The organism is Leptotrichia wadei, assembly GCF_007990445.1.
GTDB lineage: Bacteria > Fusobacteriota > Fusobacteriia > Fusobacteriales > Leptotrichiaceae > Leptotrichia > Leptotrichia wadei_A.
On the sequence record NZ_AP019841.1, the window covers coordinates 151034 to 169554 of the forward strand.

Annotated in this window: 18 protein-coding genes; 13 read left to right on the forward strand and 5 right to left on the reverse strand. The window is 30.1% G+C overall.

What is annotated here, in order from left to right:
• The first annotated feature begins 7 nt into the window (after positions 1-7).
• The 3 genes from FVE74_RS12080 (at position 8) to FVE74_RS00775 (ending at position 2422) form a co-directional block, all read left to right on the forward strand.
• On the forward strand, positions 8-628 hold the full coding sequence (locus tag FVE74_RS12080) for a DapH/DapD/GlmU-related protein (RefSeq protein ID WP_147002769.1): 621 nt from the start codon (positions 8-10) through the stop codon (positions 626-628).
• 80 nt (positions 629-708) lie between these two features.
• A complete protein-coding gene (locus FVE74_RS00770; RefSeq protein WP_147002770.1) occupies positions 709-1548 on the forward strand; it encodes a glycosyltransferase family 2 protein in 840 nt (279 codons plus the stop codon).
• 28 nt (positions 1549-1576) lie between these two features.
• Positions 1577-2422, forward strand: a complete 846-nt coding sequence (locus tag FVE74_RS00775; RefSeq protein ID WP_147002771.1) for an NAD-dependent epimerase/dehydratase family protein — start codon at positions 1577-1579, stop codon at positions 2420-2422.
• A gap of 90 nt (positions 2423-2512) precedes the next feature.
• Here the strand turns inward: FVE74_RS00775 and FVE74_RS00780 are convergent, their stop codons facing one another.
• The 3 genes from FVE74_RS00780 to FVE74_RS00790 form a co-directional block, all read right to left on the reverse strand.
• Positions 2513-3217, reverse strand: a complete 705-nt coding sequence (locus tag FVE74_RS00780; RefSeq protein WP_147002772.1) for a biotin--[acetyl-CoA-carboxylase] ligase — start codon at positions 3215-3217, stop codon at positions 2513-2515.
• A gap of 51 nt (positions 3218-3268) precedes the next feature.
• A complete protein-coding gene (locus tag FVE74_RS00785; RefSeq protein ID WP_147002773.1) occupies positions 3269-5773 on the reverse strand; it encodes a DegV family protein in 2505 nt (834 codons plus the stop codon).
• Between the two features lie 680 nt (positions 5774-6453).
• Positions 6454-6948 carry a KdsC family phosphatase gene (locus FVE74_RS00790; RefSeq protein WP_147002774.1) on the reverse strand — a complete coding sequence of 165 codons (495 nt, stop codon included), beginning with the start codon at positions 6946-6948 and terminating at the stop codon, positions 6454-6456.
• A gap of 746 nt (positions 6949-7694) precedes the next feature.
• Between FVE74_RS00790 and pckA the strand changes: the two genes are divergently transcribed.
• The 10 genes from pckA to spoVG all read left to right on the forward strand — a co-directional run bounded on the left by pckA (position 7695) and on the right by spoVG (position 16148).
• The gene (gene pckA, locus FVE74_RS00795) at positions 7695-9290 is read left to right on the forward strand and encodes a phosphoenolpyruvate carboxykinase (ATP) (protein WP_147002775.1); all 1596 of its coding nucleotides are present in this window, start codon (positions 7695-7697) and stop codon (positions 9288-9290) included.
• Positions 9291-9334: 44 nt separating this feature from the next.
• The gene (locus FVE74_RS00800; protein WP_147002776.1) at positions 9335-10753 is read left to right on the forward strand and encodes an oxaloacetate decarboxylase subunit alpha; all 1419 of its coding nucleotides are present in this window, start codon (positions 9335-9337) and stop codon (positions 10751-10753) included.
• A gap of 142 nt (positions 10754-10895) precedes the next feature.
• Positions 10896-11162, forward strand: a complete 267-nt coding sequence (locus FVE74_RS00805; RefSeq protein ID WP_147002777.1) for a hypothetical protein — start codon at positions 10896-10898, stop codon at positions 11160-11162.
• Positions 11163-11356: 194 nt separating this feature from the next.
• Complete coding sequence (locus FVE74_RS00810) at positions 11357-11719, forward strand: OadG family protein (protein ID WP_147002778.1); 363 nt, start codon at positions 11357-11359, stop codon at positions 11717-11719.
• Between the two features lie 30 nt (positions 11720-11749).
• Positions 11750-12124: an acetyl-CoA carboxylase biotin carboxyl carrier protein subunit gene (locus FVE74_RS00815; RefSeq protein WP_147002779.1), complete on the forward strand. Its 375-nt coding sequence runs from the start codon at positions 11750-11752 to the stop codon at positions 12122-12124.
• Between the two features lie 51 nt (positions 12125-12175).
• Positions 12176-13294, forward strand: coding sequence for a sodium ion-translocating decarboxylase subunit beta (locus FVE74_RS00820; protein WP_147002780.1), 1119 nt, complete (start codon positions 12176-12178; stop codon positions 13292-13294).
• An 81-nt stretch (positions 13295-13375) separates the two neighbouring features.
• The gene (locus FVE74_RS00825; RefSeq protein ID WP_147002781.1) at positions 13376-14119 is read left to right on the forward strand and encodes a biotin--[acetyl-CoA-carboxylase] ligase; all 744 of its coding nucleotides are present in this window, start codon (positions 13376-13378) and stop codon (positions 14117-14119) included.
• 282 nt (positions 14120-14401) lie between these two features.
• Positions 14402-15394, forward strand: a complete 993-nt coding sequence (locus FVE74_RS00830) for a phosphate/phosphite/phosphonate ABC transporter substrate-binding protein (RefSeq protein ID WP_147002782.1) — start codon at positions 14402-14404, stop codon at positions 15392-15394.
• 97 nt (positions 15395-15491) lie between these two features.
• On the forward strand, positions 15492-15737 hold the full coding sequence (locus FVE74_RS00835) for an RNA-binding S4 domain-containing protein (RefSeq protein ID WP_010128753.1): 246 nt from the start codon (positions 15492-15494) through the stop codon (positions 15735-15737).
• Positions 15738-15866: 129 nt separating this feature from the next.
• Entirely contained in the window at positions 15867-16148 is a 282-nt protein-coding gene (spoVG, locus tag FVE74_RS00840; protein WP_010128751.1) for a septation regulator SpoVG, read from the forward strand.
• 122 nt (positions 16149-16270) lie between these two features.
• Here the strand turns inward: spoVG and FVE74_RS00845 are convergent, their stop codons facing one another.
• Positions 16271-16939, reverse strand: coding sequence for a TIGR02206 family membrane protein (locus FVE74_RS00845; RefSeq protein ID WP_147002783.1), 669 nt, complete (start codon positions 16937-16939; stop codon positions 16271-16273).
• A gap of 50 nt (positions 16940-16989) precedes the next feature.
• On the reverse strand, positions 16990-18291 hold the full coding sequence (locus tag FVE74_RS00850; RefSeq protein ID WP_147002784.1) for an alpha/beta hydrolase-fold protein: 1302 nt from the start codon (positions 18289-18291) through the stop codon (positions 16990-16992).
• Positions 18292-18521: the final 230 nt, after the last annotated feature.

Sequence of the window (18521 nt, forward strand, 5' to 3'; positions counted from 1 at the left end):
GTAAAATATGGAAAAATCATTTTATGAATTGTGGAAATTGGGAATTAATTTTATTAAAACAAAAATATTTTTTCCAAAAGCTAGGTTAATTCGATTTCCTTTTGATATAAGAGGAAAAAAATATATAAAATTTGGAGAAAATTTTACAACTGGAACTGGCTGCAGAATTGAAGCATATAATTTTCAAGATTCACTTAATGCTAAAAGTATAAAAAATAAAAATACACCTCAATTAATAATTGGAAATAATGTTCAAATTAACGATTATGTCCATTTGTCATGTGCAAATTCATTAATTATAGGAGACAATGTACTGATAGCAAGCAAAGTTTATATTTCTGACTTAAATCATGGAAATTATTCATTTTCAAAAGACTTTGAACATTCTAATCCTGAAGAAATTGCAAAGGAAAGAAGAATTTTTACAAAACCAGTAAAAATTTGTGAAAATGTATGGCTTGGAGAAAATGTATCTGTATTGCCAGGAACAGTAATTGGAAAAAATTCTATAATTGGAGCAAATTCTGTTGTTTCTAAAAATATTCCAGAAAACTGCATTGCTGTTGGAAATCCAGCAAAGGTAATAAAGAAATACAATTTTGAAACTAAAAAATGGGAAAGAATATAAAAATTTTGAAATATTTAAATTGTTTGATTAAACTTAAGATGTTATAATCTTATTAATAAAAAAAGAGTGGAGGATTTTGTATGTATGACTTTACAGCTTGTATAGTGACTTATAATACTGACCAAAAGGAATTAACTCAAATCATAGGTTGTTTTCAAAAAACAAAATTAAAATTTAAATTATGGATATCAGATAATTCTGAAAAGGATACTTTGAGAAATTTTATAAAAAATCTTTCAGATGATAGAATAGAATATATCTTTAATAATTCAAATAATGGATTTGGATCAGGTCATAATATTGTGTTAAAAAAATTAATGGATGATAATTTTAAAGAAAAAGCAGAATTTCATATAATATTGAATGCTGATATAATTTTTGAAGAAAATACTATTGAAAAAATGATTGATTATATGAGAAAAAATCCTGAAATTGGGCAGATAGGACCGAAAATATATGAATCCAGTGGAGAGGTAAATAAATCCTGCAGGTTATTGCCTACACCATTAAACTTAATATTTAGAAGATTTTTTCCGATAAAATCTATTGTAGATAAAATGGATTATAATTATGAGATGAGATGGTGTGATTATAATTCAATAATGGAAGTTCCAATTCTATCTGGATGTCTTATGTTTATAAGAACAGATATTTTGAAAAATGTTGGAATGTTTGATACTAGATATTTCATGTATATGGAAGATTATGATTTGTGTAGAAGAATTGGACAAAAATACAAAGTAATATTTTATCCTGAAGTAAAGATAATTCATAAACATGGAAAAGCATCCTATAAAACACGAAAAATGATGATGGCACATATAAACTCAGCTATAAAATATTTTAATAAATGGGGATGGTTTTTTGATAAGGAAAGAAAAACAAGAAATAAGGAATGTATAAAAAGATATAAAAAATAATTTATTTGGTAAATGATTAGGAGAATAAATGAAACGAAAGGTTTTAGTAACAGGAGCTAATGGATATATAGGAAAAAATGTTATAAATTATTTGTTAAATAATAACATTGAAGTAGTAGCTGCTGATATTTCTTTAGATAAAATAAATGATAAAGTAAAAAAAATAGAAGCTAATATATTTGAAAATACAGATTATCTTTTTTCTAATTTAGAGAATGTGAATACCTGTATTCATTTAGCATGGAGAAATGGTTTTGTACATAATTCTATTACTCATCTTGAGGATATTTCACTACATTATAAATTTTTAAGAAAAATTTATGAATTTGGTATAAAAAATATAAATGTTATAGGAACTATGCATGAAATTGGATACTGGGAAGGAGAAGTTGATAACAATACTAGTACTAATCCTATTTCTTTTTATGGTATAGCAAAAAATAGTTTGAGACAATCTTTGAAAATATTAGAAGAGAGCGATAAGGAATTATTAATAAAATGGCTTAGAGTATTTTATATACAAGGTGATGATAGGAATAATAATTCTATTTTTTCTAAAATATTACAAAAAGAAGAAGAAGGTGCTAAAACTTTTCCATTTACTACAGGAAAAAATAAATATGACTTTATTAATATAGAGATATTAGCAGAGATGATTTCAAAAGCGGCTTTACAAACTGATATAACTGGAATTATAAATTGCTGTTCCGGTAAACCTGTAAGTTTAAAAGAAAAAGTTGAATCATTTTTAAAAGAAAATAACTTGAAAATAAAATTAGAGTATGGTGTATTTCTAGATCGAGCTTATGATTCTCCTGCCATATGGGGAAATAATAATATAATATCAGAAATAATAAAAAAAGAATTTTTATAAAAAAAAAAAAAAGGACTGCTAAGAATTTTTCAGCAGTCTTTTAAAATTTAAAATTATTAAAAATTTAAAGTTAAAATTTTTAATTAAATTTTATAGAACTTTAAATTCCAACGAAGAAAATTTCAGTTCATCACTATCTCCTCTAGCAATAATTGAAATTCTGCCTCTTCTATCTACACGTAAAAATCTATATTCCTTTTCTGAAAATTTTCCATTTTTCTGAATTACTATTTTTTTGCCTTTCAAATAACTGTTTTCATTTACTATGTGCAATATGCTTTCCCATTCTCTGTTTAAACTATGGAATTCATTTTCAAAAGTTGAAACGATTTCTTCTATTATGTTTTGTACTGAGTGTTTTTTTCCTGTAATTTCCACAAGTGCGATTGCTTTTTCGCGGAATATTCCAAAATCGGTGTTGTTGATGTTTATTCCAATACCGATTATTATGTGATCTCTTACTTTTTCACAAAGAATTCCGCATATTTTTTTGTTTTCATAATAAATGTCGTTTGGCCATTTGAAAGTCAGCTTTTCTTTATTTTCTATATAATTTTTTAGTACTTTATAGACAATATATCCTGTAAAAATTGTAATTTTTTCATCCAGTTCATAATTGTCATTGATACCGAAGGAAAAGAGGGCGGCACCTTCGCTTGAAATCCATGTGCTGTCCCTTTTTCCTTTTCCATCTGTCTGTTTTTTGGCTACGATTACTTCAAATTCTTCGATTCTTAGCTGTCGTCGTAAATATGTATTTGTTGAATTTATTTCATCAAAAAACTTAAATTTCAAAGCTGTACCTCTTTCTGCTTATTTATGTTTAAAATTTAATTTTGTAATTAATTAACTTAATCTTGGGAATATGAATACTCCATAAACTGGGCCTGCATGAGCTCCTATTACCGCCCCGATTTCCCTATTTAATATCAATGAGTTAATTTTTGGATTATTTTCCACTTCTGAATAAATTCTCACAACATTTTCAAGTTCAGTTGGAGTTCCACCCCATCCGCTCATAAGTACGATGCTTTGTTTTTTACTTTCACGTTCAATATATTTTTCAATGTATTTTTGTGCATTGCGTTCACCAAGAACTTTTTTCTCAACTGTAACTTCCCCTTGATTTACAGTCAAGATAGGTTTCATGTTCAATGCTCCAGCTATTGTTGAACTTGCCTTTCCAATTCTTCCACCTTTTTCAAGATATTTCAAGTCTGGAATAATCATAAGAAGCTTACCTTTAGTTCTAAAGTTATTTACCCAGTTGATAATTTCTGTAAAACTTTCTCCCCTTACTGATTTTCCTGCCGCTCCCAGCACAAGGAATCCTTGCAGTAACGAAGCTCCTAAACTGTCGATTAATTCTATGTCATTTTCTCTATTTGTAAGACTTCTTCCAACTTTTGCCGCTTGTATTGTTCCGCTTAATTTTGATGATGGATGTATTGAAATAATCTTTTTATATCCTTTTTCAAATAACTTATTATAGGCATTTAAAAAGTCTTGCGGTGATGGCTGAGATGTCTTAATTCTCGCATTATTATCCAACATTTGATGCCAGAATTCTGATTTTGAAATTTCTACACCATCCTTATAAAGTTCCCCATTTATATCAATTCTTAAAGGAACTACCTTTATTGGAAGCCCTTCGATGTCTTCATCTGTCAAATCTGATACAGAATCTGTTAAAATAGCAATTTCAGGCATATTTGGATCTTTATTTTCAATATACAAGTAATAATAGTAATTTTCCTGATTTCCATTAATATTTGCAGTTTTCAATCCTGCCAGTTTTTCTTCAATACTTTTTTGTGAAGCTTCATCCTTTTCATTTCCGCTTACAACAACTGCAGTTATTGTATTTTTAGTTACCAAGTCATCTAATATTGCATCTGCCACTTCTTTTAATGATTTTTTTGCATATTTTATTTTCCCGTTTACAAGCCCGATAAAGTCATCTTTTTCTATTGACAAGTCTTCAATTTTTGTATCTCTTACAGCCTTTGTAATTTCCACGGAATAGTTTCTGGAAGCTGCTTCTTTTAACTCATCAATGTCAGTATCTTTATTTCTTAGAAAATAATATCCGTCAAGCATTGTTTTTGTATCTAGAACAACAACTGTTTTTTTAGATTTTTCAGCTGCCATTTTTGCTGTTGTAATTACATTTTTATTGTTTGGAAGAATGTAAACATTTTCCTTTTCAGTTTTTCCAATGGCATTCAATATTTCCTGAACACTTGGATTTTTACTTTGTCCTCCCAAGATTACCACATCTGCACCAAGTTTTAAAAATTCATCCTTCAAATTTTCAGAATCCGCCAAAATCACAAAGGCTGATTTTGTTTTATCAATTTTTTTATTTGCAAAAATCTTTGCTTCATCCTTTTCACTGAAAATTTGCAAATTATCGTGCTGTAACTTCATATTTTCCACCTTCATTTTTTCCAGCGGTCCATATTCCAATGCAATTTCAATCGCTTTTCCAGGATGGTTTGTATGAATGTGAGTCTTAAACTTTTTAGAAGTTTGTGCAAATACAGCAGAATCTCCCAATTCCAGCACACGTTTTTTATATTCATCTGTATCAAAGTTACCATTTAAAATGATAAATTCAGTACAGTATTGAAAATGTATGCTTTCAGGATCATGATTAATATTTGCTATTGTCTTGTCAAATTCATTTTCCTTAACTTGAGCCTTTTGCAATTCAGCTAGCAGGTTCAATTCAGTTGTAACCTTATAAAATCCCTCAAAAAAGAAAAACAGCCCTTTTCCACCAGCATCAACTACTCCAGCCTCTTTCAATTTTGGAAGCAGTTCAGGCGTTTCATCCACAGCCTTTTTCCCAGCCTCTACAATCTCCTTCAAAAATGCCACCAAATCTTCAAATTTTTCAGCACATTCTGTAGCCTTTTCAGAAATTTTTCTAATAACCGTAAGCATTGTCCCTTCAACAGGTTCACTTACAGCATTATAAGCAGTTTCCTTTGCGCTCACAAGAGCTTCTGCCACATCTTTTGGTAACAGCTTAACTTTTTCACCAATCCCTCTTAAAAACCCTGTGATTACTTGTGACAAAATTGTCCCTGAATTTCCACGAGCTCCCATCAACACAGCCTCTTCAACTACATCTATAAGCTGAGGCATTTTTATTTTTTCATCTGTCTTTTCTTCCAGATCATTTATCATCGAATTTAATGTCATTGACATATTACTCCCAGTATCTCCATCAGGAACTGGATAAACATTCAGTTCATTTAAAAGCTCCTCATGTTTTGTAACCCATTTTCCACCGCCAATAAACACTAATTTTAGCCTTTTGGCATCCAAATATTTTATTGCCATTATTTCCTCCTAAAAATAATTTTTTTATATTTTCTGATTATTTTTTATTTAATTAATAAATCCATTCTAAATCTATTTCCTAAAGATTCATATTTGAGATTTTTTTATAATTTACATTTTATAGATTATTTTTATGAATAATTGTTTTTCCTTTATTTCTTAATTAATTTTTTTTAACGTAAGGGCGTCAAACACCACGCCCTTACAACCCGGCTTACGCAAAACTTTATTATAAAGAAAAAATAAAACTCGATTTTGAATCAAAGTTATCTTGACACAGATAACTGAATACAATTTAAAATATGTTCCAAAATCTCAAACAGTTATTTTTTCTTTAACGAAATTTTGCTTGATATTTGTTTTAGTCAAATAATCCATCATAATTGAATTAGAACGTCGTGATTTTTTTGGAATGAAATTGACTGTTTGAGCTTTTTCAAAATTTTTAAATTGTAATTAGTTTAAAAATTTTATAAGAATTTTTATTAAAAAGCGAGTTTCAATTTCATTTCAAAAAAATGCTTAGACAAGCGGGGATTGTAAAGGGGATGGCGACTGATCCCCTTTACGTTTGAAAAAAACAAAAAAACAAATATTAATAAAAATAACTTTTGTCAATTTCAAATAAAATTCTTTAATATGAATATTTAAGGTCTTGTTTAATGAAAAAAAAATTTAATTTATTTTATGATTGATAAAAATTTTTGAAATAAATTTTCTTTTTTTAAAATAACTTCTATAAATTCACGTACTGCTCCTTCACCGCCGTTTTTAGTAGAAATAAAATCAGCGATTGATTTTACTTCGTTTGCTCCATCTAGCGGAGTTCCAGAAAAACCGATTTTTTTTATAATTGCCATGTCATTTAGATCATCGCCCATGTAGGCTATTTCTTCTTCCTTTAGTCCTGTTTGATTTATAATTTCATCCAGTATTAAAGTCTTTTCAGAAATTCCCTGGAAAAGGTATTTTATTTTTAGTTTTTCAGCACGTCTTTTTAATAATTCAGATTTTCCACCTGTAATAATTCCAAATTCAATGCCGAGCTTTGGTACATTTACGATGGCATAGCCGTCTTTTACATTGAATTTTTTTAGTTCTTCGCCACTATTTCCAAGATAGATTCCACCATCGGTCAGTGTTCCATCTACATCTAGTAAAATTAATTTTATCATTTTCTCTCCATTTATGTTTACAACTTGTTATTATTATACCACAATATATGGTTGTTATTCAAATTTATTTTGCAAAAAAACTAAACGAGAATATTTAAAGAGTATTTATGGATAATCTTGAATAAGTTCGATGGTTAAGGGTCTAGGGATACTTCAGATCATATTATTTTTAATTTATATCACAGTATATCTTTATAATAAATTTAATCTTTCATAGAATATTCTTTTAATTAAAATTTTAAAAAAAATATTGACTTTTAGGAAAAATGTGGGATAATACTAGTGTAGGGAAAAAATAATGTTAAATATGCTTTTAGGCAATTATATGGCTAGAATAGTGTAATGTTTGTATTAAAGATCAGTGTTAGCAGATTTTTGATACATATTAAAAAAACTGCTGGCTATAAAATTGTAATTTTTTGATATGTATCTAAATTGTAAATTTAAATTGCTTTTAAGATTTAATATCAAAAGAATTTTGTATTTATTTTTTATAAAAATATTATTATAAATTTAACATAACCCAAACAAATTCAAAATTAAAAATATTTTGTGTTTCCCTACATAAAAGTAGGGATTTTTTGTTTTATTGGTGTTAATTGCTAATTTTATGATAGATTGATTGTAAAAGTAAAGACTAGGAAATTTAAAGAATATTGACCTTTGTTGAAATAAAAGATATTGGTTTATTAAATACATTTATTTTTACAAATGACTACAAATTTTTTAAATACGGAGGGAGTATTATGAAAAAAGTAACAAAAGATTTGGAAAAATTAGGAATAGTAAATGTAATCCAAATTTATAGAAATTTGACACCTGCGGAACTTGTTGAACATGCATTAAAAAGAGGAGAAGGTACATTGTCAAGCAGTGGAGCTTTGGTTGTGACGACAGGGAAGTATACAGGACGTTCGCCTAAGGATAAATATATTGTTGACACTCCAGGGGTTCATGAAAAAATTGCTTGGGGGAATGTGAATAAGCCTATTGAAAAGGAAAAATTTGATTCTATTTATAATAAATTGATTGCATATTTGCAAAATCGGGAAATATTTATATTTGATGGAATGGCGGGAGCAGATCCAGCCTGCAGAAAGAAATTTAGAATAATAAATGAACGAGCTAGCCAAAATTTATTTATACATCAGCTTTTAATCCGTCCGACAGAGGAAGAATTAAAGGATTATGGACATGCTGATTTTACAGTAATTGCGGCGCCAGGATTTAAATGCAATGCAAAAATTGATGGAATAAATTCATCGGCTGCGATAATTATTGATTATGAAGCAAAAGTTGGGATTATTTGCGGAACAGAATATTCGGGAGAAATAAAGAAAAGCGTATTTTCAATAATGAACTTTGTAATGCCTGAAATGGATGTATTGCCTATGCACTGTTCTGCCAATATGGATCCAAACACTGGACAGACTGCTATATTTTTCGGGCTTTCAGGAACTGGAAAAACTACGCTTTCAACAGATCCTAACCGTAAGTTAATCGGAGATGATGAACATGGATGGTCAGATCATAGCATTTTCAACTTTGAAGGAGGATGTTATGCAAAATGTATAAATCTTGCTCCAGAACACGAGCCTGATATTTATAATGCGATAAAATTTGGAAGTCTTGTGGAAAATGTTGTAATGAATCCAAGTACACGTGAATTTGACTTTTATGACAAGAGCTTAACTGAAAATACAAGAGTTGGGTATCCGATTAATCATATAAAAAATGCACAAATTCCTGGAATTGGAGGAATTCCAAATGTTGTAATATTTTTGACGGCAGATGCATTTGGTGTTTTACCGCCTGTTTCAAGACTTTCGAGAGATGCGGCAATTTATCATTTTGTAACAGGATTTACTTCTAAGCTGGCTGGAACTGAACGTGGAATTACAGAACCGCAGCCTACATTCTCAACTTGCTTTGGAGAACCATTTATGCCGCTTGATCCATCAGTTTATGCAGAAATGCTAGGTAAAAAGATAGATCTTCACAATACAAAAGTATTTTTAATAAATACAGGTTGGTCTGGCGGACCTTACGGTGTTGGAAATCGTATGAACTTAACATATACAAGGGCGATGGTAACAGCAGCGTTAAACGGTGATTTAGATGAAGTGGAATACAGACACGATGATATTTTCAACCTGGAAATTCCGCAATATTGCCCAAATGTTCCAAGTGAACTGTTAAATCCGGTAGATACGTGGGCAAATAAGGAAGCCTATGAAGCGGCTGCTAAAAAACTTGCTAAAATGTTTAGAGAAAATTTTGAAACAAAATATCCAAATATGCCAGAACATATTGTAAATGCTGGACCATCGTATTTTGAGTAGATTAACTGTTTATTTTATGACAGCTTTAAAACATGGAGGTTTTTATGGGAAGAGTAAAAATAACAGAAACATCGCTAAGGGATGGGCATCAGTCACTTATGGCAACAAGGATGACAACTGCTGAAATGCTTCCAATAATAGAAACAATGGATAAAGTTGGATATTATGCAATGGAAGTCTGGGGTGGAGCAACTTATGATGCGGCAATTAGATTTTTACATGAAGATCCGTGGGAAAGACTGCGGGAAATTAGGAAAAGAGCTAAAAATACAAAGCTGCAAATGCTTTTGAGAGGACAAAATTTACTTGGTTATCGGCATTATGCAGATGATATTGTGGATAAGTTTGTTGAACTTTCAATAAAAAATGGAATTGATATTATTAGAACATTTGATGCTTTGAATGATACGAGAAATATAAGACAGGCATCTGAAAGCACTAAGAAATATGGAGGGCATAGCCAGCTTGCTATTTGCTATACAATTAGCCCAGTTCACACGATTGAATATTATAAAAAACTGGCTTTGGAAATGCAAAGCATGGGAGCAGATTCCATCGCTATAAAGGATATGTCTGGAATTCTGCTTCCAAATATGGCTTATGAACTTGTAGGCGAGTTAAAAAGCATTTTGAAAGTTCCGCTTGAATTACATACGCATGCAACTGCGGGATTAGCTGGAATGAGCACGTTAAAGGCAATTGAGGCTGGAGTGGATATTGTAGATACGGCAATTTCGCCTTTTGGAGGTGGAACTTCACAGCCGCCTACAGAATCGCTTGTCAGAACTTTGCAAGGCTCAAAATACGATACAGGATTGGATCTTGAACTTTTAAAGGAAATTGCAGAGTATTTTAAGCCAATAAGAAAAAAATACATTGACAATGGAACATTAAATCCAAAGGCTCTTGCGGTAGAGCCAAGCATTGTGGAATATCAGCTGCCTGGAGGAATGCTTTCAAATCTTGTGTCGCAATTGAAGGCGCAGGGAGCGGAAGATAAATATGAAGATGTGCTTCGTGAAATTCCGAAGGTAAGAAAAGATCTAGGTTATCCGCCATTAGTAACTCCAATGAGCCAAATGGTTGGAACGCAGTCAGTATTTAATGTTTTGACAGGACAAAGATATAAGATGATTCCGAAGGAAATTAAAGATTATGTGAAGGGAATGTACGGGAAATCACCTGTGGAAATTTCTAGTGAAATTAAGTCGGTTATAATTGGAAATGATAAGGTATTTACTGGAAGACCTGCCGATTTGCTGCAAAATGAATATGATACGATGAAAAATGAAATTGGAAGCTTGGCAAAGTCTGATGAAGATGTATTGACTTATGCGTGTTTTCCTCAAATTGCAAAAAATTATTTGAAGGAAAAATATGAAGCGAAATATTTAAAGGAAACAGAAAAACAAAAAAAATCAAAAGGTGAAATAAGTGTTCAAAATATTGAAGTGATTTTTTAAAAAATTAGGATGTGGTAAATTGATGACTTTTTTAGCTGTGGTGTAAGACTTCTTTAAGATCGGGACTTAAAATAGGCTATTTTTGATGAGTTCTATTATCCCGGTTCTGGAGGGGATTTGGTAACTCAAAGAGAGGTGGAAAATGAATTTAGATATAGATTATTTCAAAAGAAAGTTAAAGGAAATAACAGATTGGTATGAAAATACTGCTTGGAATAAAAAAACATTACTTGAAAAAATATTAGAACTTGATACGGAAATAAATAAGACTCGTGATAAGGAAAACCTGATAGATTGGGAAAAATTAACTCATACAGAAGAAAAAATTGTAAGTGATATGGTTCATCTTAGAAATAAAATGAAACTTTCGCATAAGGAAAAGTTTGACAGTTATTACAAAGTAAAGTAATAAAAAATATATTTGAATCCATTAAAATCGAACTTGTGAAAATTAATTAAACTAAATTTTGAATAAACAGTTGTAATTTTTCAGTTCGGTTTTATATAATTTTGCTCTAAATAATTTTGGATAAATGTTAGGTTTTTGTAATTAGAGTTGTTTTTGTGTGATATTTTATAGAAAATGAAAGGAATAATTAAAATATGAAAAGTATTTTGTTTGGAAATTCGGCTGTAACATTTGCAGATGCGATTTATATTTCAGTTGTAAGTATGTTAATTGTTTTTTTCATATTATTTTTAATTTCATTTATGTTATCATTTTTTAAATATTTTTCAAATTTTGAGGGGAAAAATGAAGATAATAAAAAAACAAATGATAATAGAATTTTGGAAAAGTCTGAAAAATTAAGCAGTGAAAAGGAATTGGATAAAAAAGAAAAATTTAGTATGGAAAAAATAAAAGATGAAACTATGATGGCAGCAATGATGGCGGCTCTGATTGAAGCGGCCGGGGATAATAAGAATAGCCGTATAAAAATAAGAAGTATTAGGGAAATAAAATAAAATCTGGAAATACAAAGGGGCATGACAAATATGATTAAACTGTATAAAATCAGAATTGGAGAAAAAGTTTATGAAGTGGAAGTGGAAGAAGTTACAGAAAAAGATGGAAACATTGAAACTTCAGCTGATTCAAAAGGTAAACAAAAAATAGACAAAAATGAAAATCCACCTTTACAAGGGGAAACTGGAAAAAATGAAGTAATAAAAGCTCCAATGCAGGGACTTATTGTGGATGTAAAAGTAAAAACCGGAGAAAAGGTAAAAGCTGGAGATGAAATCATCATTTTAGAAGCAATGAAAATGGAAAATCCAATTGTAGCACCTTGTGATGGAGTTATAAATGAAATTAAAGTGACTAAAGGGGATAAAGTGAATACTGATGATGTTTTGGCAGTATTATCCTAAATTACTTTAAATTCAATATTACTAAAAACCTAAGGAAAGGATGGTTTTCAAATGGAACTACTAAAAATTCTTTACGGGACAACAGGAATATCTATGATAACTGGAAGGCAGCTAATCATGATAATAATTTCCCTAATTTTGCTATATTTAGCAATAAAAAAACAATACGAACCTTATTTGCTGCTCCCAATTTCATTTGGAATGCTGCTTGCAAACTTACCTGCTGTGGCAAATGAAGGACTTATGGAAAAGGGTGGACTTCTTTACTATTTGTATCAAGGAGTAAAATTGGGAATTTATCCGCCATTAATATTTTTGGCGATAGGAGCAAGTACTGATTTTGGACCGCTTATTGCAAATCCGAAAAGCCTTTTGCTGGGAGCGGCTGCGCAGCTTGGAATTTTTGTGGCATTTCTTGGGGCAATTTTGCTGGGATTGACAGGAAAGGAAGCGGCTTCGATTGGAATTATTGGAGGAGCTGACGGACCGACTGCTATTTACTTGACAACAAAACTGGCACCGCATTTACTGGGATCAATTGCCATTGCAGCTTATTCCTATATGGCTCTTGTGCCTGTAATTCAGCCGCCAATTATAAAATTATTGACAAGTAAAAAGGAAAGAATGGTTGAAATGAAGCAACTTAGATTTGTGAGCCAAAGAGAAAAAATAATTTTTCCAATTGCAGTAACAATCATTGTTATTCTTTTAGTTCCATCATCAGCTCCGCTAATTGGAATGCTAATGCTTGGGAATCTAATAAAGGAAGCAGGTGTTGTTTCAAATTTAGTTGAACATGCAAGAGGAGCTATGCTATACTGTATTACAATTGTACTTGGAATGACAGTTGGAGCAACTGCTGACGGAGAGCATTTTTTAAATTTTGTAACAATAAAAATCATTATTCTTGGATTAATTGCATTTTCTTTCGGAACAGTGGGAGGAGTGCTATTTGGGAAAATAATGTATAAATTCACAAAAGGAAAAGTAAATCCGATGATTGGAGCAGCAGGGGTTTCAGCAGTGCCAATGGCGGCAAGAGTTGTTCAAAAAATTGGGCAATCTGAAAATCCTAAAAATTTTTTGCTAATGCATGCAATGGGACCAAATATAGCTGGTGTAATTGGATCGGCTGTAGCAGCAGGAGTTCTTTTAATAATATTTAGATAAATCATTACTCTCATTAATTTTGAAGTATTATATTTAATGGGAGTATTTTTTTAAATTAATAAATAGATGGAAGGAGAAAAAATGAAAAAAAATATAAATTTGTATAAATTTAATGAATTGGGTTCAACGAATGATTATTTGGAAAGAAATCATAGGAATTATGAGGAATTTGATGTTATTTGTGCTAAAAATCAGACTCATGGAAGGGCACGTAGGCAGAATAACTGGGTTTCTATGGAGGGAATGGCTATCTTCAGCTTTTTTTTGGAGGAAAGGGAAAACTGGGAAATTGAGGATTACTTGAAATTGCCTTTAATTGCTGGGCTTGCGACAATAAGAGGATTAGGGGGAATAGAAAATTTAGAGTATAAATTTAAATGGACAAATGATGTTTACTTGGAAAATAAGAAGTTATGCGGGATTTTGATGGAAAAAACAGATAATGTCTATATTGTTGGAATTGGGATAAATGTAAATAATATATTGCCGGAAAAATTGAAAAATAAGGCAATTTCATTGACACAGGCGACAAATAAAAAATATAAAATTGATGAAATTGTAAAAAATATTGTTTCTGAATTTCAAATATTGTGTGAAAATTTGAGAAATGGATCGTGGGAAGAGATTTTAAAGGAAATAAATGAAATAAATTATTTGAAGAATAAAAAGATAGAATTGAAATTTGGAAATGAAAAAGTTCTGGGAATTGCACAAGATATTAATGAAAATGGAGAAATTGAAGTTTTGGTAAAAAAGGATGAAGCAGGAAAAGGTGAGATTAAGAGTTTTTCAATTGGAGAGGTTTTTGAAAAAATTGTTTTTTAAATTTTTATGTTATTTCCCATTTAAATGGTGAATTATACTGCTAAAAATTATATAAATCTAGGATTTGAGTAAAATAGTCATAGTTTTTGAGTTCGGTTTTAAGGCAATTTTACTATAGTTATGAGGGTCGAAGTCCACGATATAATTTCTATTTTTAAATGGAATTTAGCATTGTATATCTGTCAAAATGATTTTTTTATTTTAAAAATTTTTAGAATTGACTATGAAAATAACAAATGTTATAATATAAAAAATTTTATATTATTTTATGGCGGAGGTATTATGAAAAAAAATATTTTGAGAAGTTTGTTGCTGGTAATAGTTTTTTTATTTGCGATTAGTTGTGGGAAAAAGAATGATACGATTAAAATTGTGTTTTTGCCAAATGAAACTAATGATTCATTGAAGAAATCAAGGGAAGAATTTGCTCGGATTGTGCAGGAGGCGACTGGGAAAAAGGTTGAGATTGTTACGACAACTGATTATAATATTACGGTGGAAAATATTGTTTCTGGACAATCACAAATTGCATATATTGGAGCAGAGGCATATTTGAATGCTAGAAAGCGTACAAAGGATATTGAGGCTGTGCTGACAAATTCAGGAGAAAGTGGAACGTTAAAAGATGCCCTTTATTACAGCTTTATTGCAGTAAGAGGAGAAGATGCCGATAAATACCGTTCTGGAAATGGATTTGACCTGAAAAAGATTAAAGGTAAATCAATAGGATTTGTTACAAATAGTTCTACATCTGGATTTAAAGTGCCTGGAGAGGTAATTGTAAAGGAATTTGGGCTAAAAAATACAGATGAATTATTGGGAAATAAGGTATTTTCAAAAGTTATGTTTGGAAACTCGCATCCTGGGACTCAAGTTTTATTATTTAAAGGGGATGTTGATGTTGCAACATTTGCTATTCCAAAATCATTTACGATATATGAATTAGTTGCTGGAAAAGACTTTAATTCAGGGGCTACATATAAAGTTAAAAAAGGAGCAGTTGCACCGTTTGGGGAATTTGCAGGAAAAACTTTTACAGTTATAAAATCAATTCCTGTTTATAATGGACCAATTGTGTTTAATACAAGAACTTTATCAAAGGAAGATCAGGAAAAAATCAAAAAGGCCCTAATGGCTAAGTCAACAACTGATAATCCGCATATTTTCAGCAATAAAAAGAGTAAAGTGAGAGGATTGTTCCTGAAGGAAAATGATAATGTAGGATTTGTAGAAACAAATACAGCATGGTATGAAGGAATGAAAAATATAAAATAAACCTGTTTGATAACCATGAAAATTTAGAATTTAATAAAATAAAAAAATAGGGTATTGAACATGTCTAAATAATGAAAATTTAGGAGTAAAATAAAAAATGCGTTTAGATAAATTTTTAAAGGTAACAAGAATTATAAAAAGAAGAACAGTGGCAAAGGAACTTGCAGATAATGGAAACATCGTTGTAAACGGAGATCCTAAAAAATCTTCCTATGATGTGAAAAAAGGCGATATTTTTGAAATAAAGTATTTTAATAAAAATATAAAGGTGAAAGTGCTGGATTTACCGCCTGAAAGTCTGAAAAAAGAATTTATTGAAGACTATATTGAGATAATCGGATAATCTGTGCTTAAAGTTACTTTAAATAAATTAAGGAAATATTATATTCTTTATCATTTTCTCTCTTGTTTTTTACGATAAATAAGGTATAATTGTATTGGAAAATAAAACTATAAAACAAGGAGAAGACTTATGAAAGTAACTGATATTCGTATTAGAATTGGAAGACAGACAGAAAACATCGAAAGATTGAAGGCTTATGCCGACATTACATTTGACGAAAGTTTTGTCGTTCATGGATTAAAAATAATTGATGGACAAAACGGACTTTTTGTGGCAATGCCATCAAGAAGAATGCCAAATGGAGAATTTAAGGACATAGTTCATCCTATCAAACCTGAACTTCGTGCTGAAATAACAAAAGTTATTTTAGAAAAATTTGAACAAGAAAAAGCAGCTATTGAAGCTGAATAATATTTCCATTAAAAAAAGTACACCAAAATACTAAAATCATATATACATAATAATACTAATATCAGTGGTGTACTTTTATTTCTTCTTAATTTTTTCACTTCTTAATCTTACAATTCAAAATTTTATTTATTTTCTTTCTTAATTGGAAGATATAGCAAAAATTGTAAAAAAATCATTGTCAATATTAAAACAATATCATATAGCCAGATTGGTTTTATAAAACTCACTTGTGAAATAATATGAGTTCTTAAAAACATTGCATTTATTCCTTTAAAAATAGAGTTATAGGTAAATGCATATAAAAATATGAGAAGCAATGTAATTATTGATTGAATAAGTCCTTTTTTTGTAGGTTTTCCATCTAAATAAGCGGATCCAAAAAAAGCTGTAAATACAATAAGCGCATGCATTATCATAAAAATATACACGTAATAATTATCGTGATAATAGATTATTCCAGGTAAGATTAATGCTAAAACTGGTCCAAAAGTTAAATAGTAAACAGCATTATATAAAAATTTTGTCCTGAAAATTAGATATAATCCTGCGAAAATTGCTGCAAAGTTACAAAGATGTATTGGCATAACGTTAGTTATAGGCTCATTTTGGTACATTAACCTGTAAATTGAGTCGATTATTTTAAATATTAATAAAAAATAACCTAAAATTGTTGAATATTTTTCTATGTTTACATTCTTAAAAATTCTTGGAATATAAAATAAAAATATGCAAATTAAAGTTGATACTACAAAGGTTTCTATGTGAATTGGACTAAAATAACTAAAAGTCAAAGTTTCTCCCTTCTTGTTTCCTATTTTTATTTAAAATTTCTCAATGCTTTTCATTGTTTTGACTGTAAAAACATCCAGTCTTTTATTCCAGGTATGTTATAGGCTACTTTCCAAGTTCCAGAGTGTTCTAAACCTGGATTGGCATCTTTTGGCAAGTATGGATTTGTGCCCTTTTCAAGTGTTGTGTATTTTATGTTTGACTTTTGGGCAATAACCTTTCTTGCGCCTTCTAGAAATTGTGCATCTGTGTAATCGGCTCTCCAATTATCTTTTGCTACTGTGGCTCCTTTTTTTATAAGTTCGCTTGTAATTACATTCATTCCTGGATAGGCTTTCGCATCACCAGTTGAAACTGTTATCCATAGATTATTTTTTGCCATAGTAGATACTTCTTTTGGATTCCATTGGCAAGCTACCAAATATGAAGCTGCAAACAATTCTGGATATTTGTAGTTCATGACAATAGCCATCATTCCGCCCATTGACTGTCCTGTTGCATATAATTTTTTTTCATCAATGCTATATTTTGAAATTAAATAATCTCTTATCAAATTTACGGTCGCATCCAGATCACTTGTAATATCTCCATTGTCATCCACTACTTGTCTTGAATATTGAGGAGCTAGCACAAATGCCTCATGTCTTGCCTGTTCTTCAGGAGTTGCAAATGAAGTTGCGCCATTTCCTTGAAATAAAGCAGTTTTCGTGTCTTCGCTCAGAACTCCCTTATCGTGCATAAACAGTACAAGCGGATATTTTTTATTCTTGTCATAATTTTTTGGAATATAAAGATTATACTTTACACTTGTCCCAGTTTTTGGATCTTTATACACAAACTGCTTAAAGTTTTCCACAATTAGGTTTCTAGTTTTATTATTTTCAAGTATTGCAATGCTTTTTTCCAATTTTTTACCATTTGTAAATAAAATATCTTCCTTTTGCGTTATTTTAGAAGTTGCCTTTTTCATTTGAAATCCAACTTCATCATTTCCCTCAAGGCGAAGAGAAGCACCACTGTCCTTTGGATTTAATTCAATAATGACAAATCTTCCGTCTTTTACAATATCAGTTCTTTCTGGACGGGTATTTGAATAGATTTTTTCAACAGTTCTGTCTGATACTGTAAAAGTATTCTTTGACAATTGCGAATTTACTACCCTTTCATTAAATTCCACAATAATATGCGTAATTTGCTGTCCTGTTCCAAAAACTTCCGTTACAGATGTCACACTTCTTATCCCTCTGGGATATTTTATTTTTTCAGTCTTTAATGCAGTAGTTGTTTCTGCTGAAACAATGCCCGCTGATATTAACATACCGAAAATTGTTAAAAATAATAATATTTTTTTCATAGATATTCCTCCTTTGCTATTTTTATCCAGATACATTCAATAGCTTTTTTAATTTCATTATTTTTAAAGAAAAGCCCTTGATAAATTTTACCATAATTTTTTTATATTTCAAATATTATTTGCCTTTAATTTTTTTCAATATTCTCAATTTAGTTTGTCATTTTTTTAGTTTTATGGTAAACTATTTGAGTAAAAGCAAGGCATTTTTAGAGAAATTTGGCTTGTATTAT

Coding starts and splice junctions, on each gene's coding strand:
- FVE74_RS00785 (WP_147002773.1), bottom strand. CDS start 5,773: ATGGCAATAAAATATTTGGATGCCAAAAGGCTAAAATTAGTGTTTATT.
- FVE74_RS00820 (WP_147002780.1), top strand. CDS start 12,176: ATGGAACTACTAAAAATTCTTTACGGGACAACAGGAATATCTATGATA.
- spoVG (WP_010128751.1), top strand. CDS start 15,867: ATGAAAGTAACTGATATTCGTATTAGAATTGGAAGACAGACAGAAAAC.
- FVE74_RS00790 (WP_147002774.1), bottom strand. CDS start 6,948: ATGATAAAATTAATTTTACTAGATGTAGATGGAACACTGACCGATGGT.
- FVE74_RS00850 (WP_147002784.1), bottom strand. CDS start 18,291: ATGAAAAAAATATTATTATTTTTAACAATTTTCGGTATGTTAATATCA.
- FVE74_RS12080 (WP_147002769.1), top strand. CDS start 8: ATGGAAAAATCATTTTATGAATTGTGGAAATTGGGAATTAATTTTATT.
- FVE74_RS00800 (WP_147002776.1), top strand. CDS start 9,335: ATGGGAAGAGTAAAAATAACAGAAACATCGCTAAGGGATGGGCATCAG.
- FVE74_RS00825 (WP_147002781.1), top strand. CDS start 13,376: ATGAAAAAAAATATAAATTTGTATAAATTTAATGAATTGGGTTCAACG.
- FVE74_RS00830 (WP_147002782.1), top strand. CDS start 14,402: ATGAAAAAAAATATTTTGAGAAGTTTGTTGCTGGTAATAGTTTTTTTA.
- FVE74_RS00775 (WP_147002771.1), top strand. CDS start 1,577: ATGAAACGAAAGGTTTTAGTAACAGGAGCTAATGGATATATAGGAAAA.
- FVE74_RS00810 (WP_147002778.1), top strand. CDS start 11,357: ATGAAAAGTATTTTGTTTGGAAATTCGGCTGTAACATTTGCAGATGCG.
- FVE74_RS00770 (WP_147002770.1), top strand. CDS start 709: ATGTATGACTTTACAGCTTGTATAGTGACTTATAATACTGACCAAAAG.
- FVE74_RS00815 (WP_147002779.1), top strand. CDS start 11,750: ATGATTAAACTGTATAAAATCAGAATTGGAGAAAAAGTTTATGAAGTG.
- pckA (WP_147002775.1), top strand. CDS start 7,695: ATGAAAAAAGTAACAAAAGATTTGGAAAAATTAGGAATAGTAAATGTA.
- FVE74_RS00805 (WP_147002777.1), top strand. CDS start 10,896: ATGAATTTAGATATAGATTATTTCAAAAGAAAGTTAAAGGAAATAACA.
- FVE74_RS00835 (WP_010128753.1), top strand. CDS start 15,492: ATGCGTTTAGATAAATTTTTAAAGGTAACAAGAATTATAAAAAGAAGA.